The organism is Microbacterium sp. Cr-K32 (assembly GCF_000708345.1).
Taxonomy (GTDB): Bacteria; Actinomycetota; Actinomycetes; order Actinomycetales; family Microbacteriaceae; genus Microbacterium; species Microbacterium maritypicum_A.
Genome location: NZ_JARD01000013.1, coordinates 1 through 5,947, shown reverse-complemented (window position 1 = coordinate 5,947; position 5,947 = coordinate 1). Strand labels below are relative to the sequence as shown.

General features: G+C 55.5%; 1 protein-coding gene and 3 rRNA genes. All 4 read right to left on the bottom strand.

The genetic code is table 11. The annotated features are described in order from the left end of the window. The coding region (locus GZ64_RS20155) for a hypothetical protein (RefSeq protein ID WP_231479835.1) at positions 1-279 on the bottom strand (279 nt) is incomplete at its 3' end. A 163-nt stretch (positions 280-442) separates the two neighbouring features. After that, a 5S ribosomal RNA gene (gene rrf, locus GZ64_RS0106525) occupies positions 443-559 on the bottom strand. Between the two features lie 108 nt (positions 560-667). Then, a 23S ribosomal RNA gene (locus tag GZ64_RS0106520) occupies positions 668-3,772 on the bottom strand. A gap of 414 nt (positions 3,773-4,186) precedes the next feature. Then, positions 4,187-5,710, bottom strand: a 16S ribosomal RNA gene (locus tag GZ64_RS0106515). Together the 16S, 23S and 5S rRNA genes form the textbook arrangement of a ribosomal RNA operon. Between the last annotated feature and the right edge of the window lie 237 nt (positions 5,711-5,947).

Below are 5,947 nucleotides of genomic sequence, written 5' to 3'. Positions count from 1 at the left end.
GGTTGTAGCCGCCACCTTCACGACGGGGAGCTGCACCATCACGGCTATACCCGCCCTCGCGACGGGGAGATGCGCCATCGCGGTTGTACCCGCCCTCACGACGCGGAGCGGCGCCGTCGCGGTTGTACCCGCCCTCACGACGTGGAGCACCACCATCACGGTTGTAGCCGCCACCTTCACGACGGGGAGCTGCGCCGTCACGACGCGGTGCACCACCATCACGGTTGTACCCGCCCTCACGACGGGGAGCTGCGCCGTCACGACGCGGCGCACCGTCACGGCTATTGCTGGGGCGTCCGCCAGAAGCGCGGTGCCCGCGCGATCCACCGTCGTCGTTGCGACGCGGACGGCGCTCTTCCTCTTCTGGCATGATGCTCCCTGTTCTTTTCGTGTAAACGCAAAATGGCCACCCAACGATGGGTGGCCATTTTGTCTAAAAGGAGTCCGGCGGTGTCCTACTCTCCCACAGGGTCCCCCCTGCAGTACCATCGGCGCTGTGAGGCTTAGCTTCCGGGTTCGGAATGTAACCGGGCGTTTCCCTCACGCTATGGCCGCCGAAACACTATTGATGTTTCAATCAAACACATAACAAAGTCATTGTTGTTATGCGGTTCTCGACCGTACATCGAGAACCACTCAGTGGACGCGTAGCACCAACAAACGGTGTGTTATCAAGTCATCGGCTTATTAGTACCAGTCAGCTGCATGCATTACTGCACTTCCACATCTGGCCTATCAACCCAGTAGTCTGGCTGGGAGCCTCTCACCCGAAGGTATGGAAATCTCATCTTGAGGCCGGCTTCCCGCTTAGATGCTTTCAGCGGTTATCCATCCCGAACGTAGCTAATCAGCGGTGCTCCTGGCGGAACAACTGACACACCAGAGGTTCGTCCAACCCGGTCCTCTCGTACTAGGGTCAGATCCTCTCAAATTTCCTACGCGCGCAGCGGATAGGGACCGAACTGTCTCACGACGTTCTAAACCCAGCTCGCGTACCGCTTTAATGGGCGAACAGCCCAACCCTTGGGACCTACTCCAGCCCCAGGATGCGACGAGCCGACATCGAGGTGCCAAACCATGCCGTCGATATGGACTCTTGGGCAAGATCAGCCTGTTATCCCCGAGGTACCTTTTATCCGTTGAGCGACAGCGCTTCCACAAGCCACTGCCGGATCACTAGTCCCGACTTTCGTCCCTGCTCGACCTGTCAGTCTCACAGTCAAGCTCCCTTGTGCACTTACACTCGACACCTGATTGCCAACCAGGTTGAGGGAACCTTTGGGCGCCTCCGTTACTTTTTGGGAGGCAACCGCCCCAGTTAAACTACCCACCAGGCACTGTCCCTGAACCGGATTACGGTTCGAAGTTAGATATCCAGAGTGACCAGAGTGGTATTTCAACAATGACTCCACACGAACTAGCGTCCATGCTTCAAAGTCTCCCACCTATCCTACACAAGCCACACCGAACACCAATACCAAGCTGTAGTAAAGGTCACGGGGTCTTTCCGTCCTGCTGCGCGTAACGAGCATCTTTACTCGTAATGCAATTTCGCCGAGTTCGCGGTTGAGACAGTTGGGAAGTCGTTACGCCATTCGTGCAGGTCGGAACTTACCCGACAAGGAATTTCGCTACCTTAGGATGGTTATAGTTACCACCGCCGTTTACTGGGGCTTAAATTCTCAGCTTCGCCTTGCGGCTAACCGGTCCTCTTAACCTTCCAGCACCGGGCAGGCGTCAGTCCGTATACATCGTCTTGCGACTTGGCACGGACCTGTGTTTTTAGTAAACAGTCGCTACCCACTAGTCTCTGCGGCCTCCAAACGCTTTCGGGAGTAAATCCCTATACGCCGAAGGCCCCCCTTCTCCCGAAGTTACGGGGGCATTTTGCCGAGTTCCTTAACCACGATTCTCTCGATCTCCTTGGTATTCTCTACCTGACCACCTGAGTCGGTTTGGGGTACGGGCGGCTAGAACCTCGCGTCGATGCTTTTCTTGGCAGCATAGGATCACCCACTTTTTATCCGCATCGTGTCTCAGCCTATGTGAATCGCGGATTTGCCTACGACTCGGCCTACGCACTTGCACCAGGACAACCATCGCCTGGCTTGGGCTACCTTCCTGCGTCACACCTGTTAATACGCTAACCGCACCAGAATGGGGTCGTGCGCTAGGCCCAGAGCGTCACCCCGAAGGGATCAGTCACTGGGATTCAGACACTTAGCACTACTGGATTAGCTTGGGCGGTTCTTCGCCGGTACGGGAATATCAACCCGTTGTCCATCGACTACGCCTGTCGGCCTCGCCTTAGGTCCCGACTTACCCAGGGAAGATTAGCTTGACCCTGGAACCCTTGGTCTTTCGGAGGACGTGTTTCTCACACGTCATTCGCTACTCATGCCTGCATTCTCACTCGTGTAGCCTCCACGGCTGGTTTACACCGCCGCTTCGCTGGCCACACGACGCTCTCCTACCCATCAACACGGCTGGACCACGAAGGCCTACCAATAATGTCAATGCCACAACTTCGGTGGCGTGCTTGAGCCCCGTTACATTGTCGGCGCGGAATCACTTGACCAGTGAGCTATTACGCACTCTTTCAAGGGTGGCTGCTTCTAAGCCAACCTCCTGGTTGTCAAGGCAACTCCACATCCTTTCCCACTTAGCACGCGCTTTGGGACCTTAGTTGGTGGTCTGGGTTGTTTCCCTCTCGACTATGAAGCTTATCCCCCACAGTCTCACTGCTGCGCTCTCACTTACCGGCATTCGGAGTTTGGCTGACGTCAGTAACCTTGTAGGGCCCATCGGCCATCCAGTAGCTCTACCTCCGGCAAGAAACACGCAACGCTGCACCTAAATGCATTTCGGAGAGAACCAGCTATCACGAAGTTTGATTGGCCTTTCACCCCTATCCACAGCTCATCCCCTCAGTTTTCAACCTAAGTGGGTTCGGTCCTCCACGACGTCTTACGGTCGCTTCAACCTGGCCATGGATAGATCACTTCGCTTCGGGTCTAGGACATGCGACTGAATCGCCCTATTCAGACTCGCTTTCGCTACGGCTACCCCACACGGGTTAACCTCGCCACATATCGCTAACTCGCAGGCTCATTCTTCAAAAGGCACGCTGTCACCCCTACTAAGGAGGCTCCAACGGTTTGTAAGCAAACGGTTTCAGGTACTATTTCACTCCCCTCCCGGGGTACTTTTCACCTTTCCCTCACGGTACTTGTCCGCTATCGGTCATCTGGGAGTATTTAGGCTTATCAGGTGGTCCTGACAGATTCACACGGGATTTCACGGGCCCCGTGCTACTTGGGATACTCTTCGCGCCAAGAGAGGCATTTCGACTACGGGGTTGGCACCCTCTATGACCGGCCTTTCAAGACCGTTCGTCTATACCTTCTTGTAACGCCGCCACCTCGGCAGAGATGACTGAAAAGTCCCACAACCCCCAACGTGCAACGCCTGCCGGCTATCACACACGCTAGGTTTAGCCTGTTCCGGTTTCGCTCGCCACTACTAACGGAATCGCGGTTGCTTTCTCTTCCTGTGGGTACTGAGATGTTTCACTTCCCCACGTTCCCTCTACCCGCCCTATATATTCAGGCGGGAGTCACTAGGTCGGCACGCCGCCCAGCGGGGTTTCCCCATTCGGACACCCTCGGATCAAAACTTGCTTATCAGTTCCCCGAGGCTTATCGCAGATTGCTACGTCCTTCTTCGGCTCCAGATGCCAAGGCATCCACCGTTTGCTCTTAAAGACTTGAAATCACATGAGTTTGAATCAAAAACTCGACCCCATCCGAAGATGGAATCTGAAATTGACTAATGATCTTTAAGATCATCTTGTGCAACTGACCGAAGCCAGCTGCAAGATGCTCGCGTCCACTGTGTAGTTCTCAAAGTACGGGCGGTGCCCCTATCCACAACCCCACACGGGGGAAACAGAAAGAGGCCCAGAGGTTCAGACCAGATCCCGAAAGATCCGCATCCGGTCCCTCAGGACCCAACAGCGTGCAGGTGCGACATCCGCCACCCTCCCCGTTCCAACCACCGAAGTGGCGTACTGGAGAAGAACAGCATCCTTCGCACCATGTCAAATGTTCCACCCATGAGCTCCCAGCGAGAAACGAACGTTCTCGATCTGGGTTCTGGACACCCGAAAGTGTCAGATGCTCCTTAGAAAGGAGGTGATCCAGCCGCACCTTCCGGTACGGCTACCTTGTTACGACTTAGTCCTAATTACCGATCCCACCTTCGACGGCTCCCTCCACAAGGGTTAGGCCACCGGCTTCAGGTGTTACCGACTTTCATGACTTGACGGGCGGTGTGTACAAGACCCGGGAACGTATTCACCGCAGCGTTGCTGATCTGCGATTACTAGCGACTCCGACTTCATGAGGTCGAGTTGCAGACCTCAATCCGAACTGGGACCGGCTTTTTGGGATTCGCTCCACCTCGCGGTATTGCAGCCCTTTGTACCGGCCATTGTAGCATGCGTGAAGCCCAAGACATAAGGGGCATGATGATTTGACGTCATCCCCACCTTCCTCCGAGTTGACCCCGGCAGTATCCCATGAGTTCCCACCATTACGTGCTGGCAACATAGAACGAGGGTTGCGCTCGTTGCGGGACTTAACCCAACATCTCACGACACGAGCTGACGACAACCATGCACCACCTGTTTACGAGTGTCCAAAGAGTTGACCATTTCTGGCCCGTTCTCGTATATGTCAAGCCTTGGTAAGGTTCTTCGCGTTGCATCGAATTAATCCGCATGCTCCGCCGCTTGTGCGGGTCCCCGTCAATTCCTTTGAGTTTTAGCCTTGCGGCCGTACTCCCCAGGCGGGGAACTTAATGCGTTAGCTGCGTCACGGAATCCGTGGAATGGACCCCACAACTAGTTCCCAACGTTTACGGGGTGGACTACCAGGGTATCTAAGCCTGTTTGCTCCCCACCCTTTCGCTCCTCAGCGTCAGTTACGGCCCAGAGATCTGCCTTCGCCATCGGTGTTCCTCCTGATATCTGCGCATTCCACCGCTACACCAGGAATTCCAATCTCCCCTACCGCACTCTAGTCTGCCCGTACCCACTGCAGGCCGGAGGTTGAGCCTCCGGATTTCACAGCAGACGCGACAAACCGCCTACGAGCTCTTTACGCCCAATAATTCCGGATAACGCTTGCGCCCTACGTATTACCGCGGCTGCTGGCACGTAGTTAGCCGGCGCTTTTTCTGCAGGTACCGTCACTTTCGCTTCTTCCCTGCTAAAAGAGGTTTACAACCCGAAGGCCGTCGTCCCTCACGCGGCGTTGCTGCATCAGGCTTGCGCCCATTGTGCAATATTCCCCACTGCTGCCTCCCGTAGGAGTCTGGGCCGTGTCTCAGTCCCAGTGTGGCCGGTCACCCTCTCAGGCCGGCTACCCGTCGACGCCTTGGTGAGCCATTACCTCACCAACAAGCTGATAGGCCGCGAGCCCATCCCCAACCGAAATTCTTTCCAGACGCAGACCATGCGGTCACGTCACATATCCAGTATTAGACGCCGTTTCCAGCGCTTATCCCAGAGTCAGGGGCAGGTTGCTCACGTGTTACTCACCCGTTCGCCACTGATCCCACAGAGCAAGCTCCGTGTTCACCGTTCGACTTGCATGTGTTAAGCACGCCGCCAGCGTTCATCCTGAGCCAGGATCAAACTCTCCGTAAAAAAGAAATGCATACCCCACCGGGAAAACGGTGACGCAGCGAGTTTGATGCTGACCAAAGAGACAAATTCATTGCTGACTTCATCCATTGCCAACCCCACAAGGAGGTTGGTCTTTGATCCAAAGGAATTCTCAACTAGCCGAAGCTAGACGAGGATAATTTGGCATTTGACAAGTGCACGCTGTTGAGTTCTCAAGGATCGGATGCTCCCACGACCCAGCCATCACAGCCAGGCCCG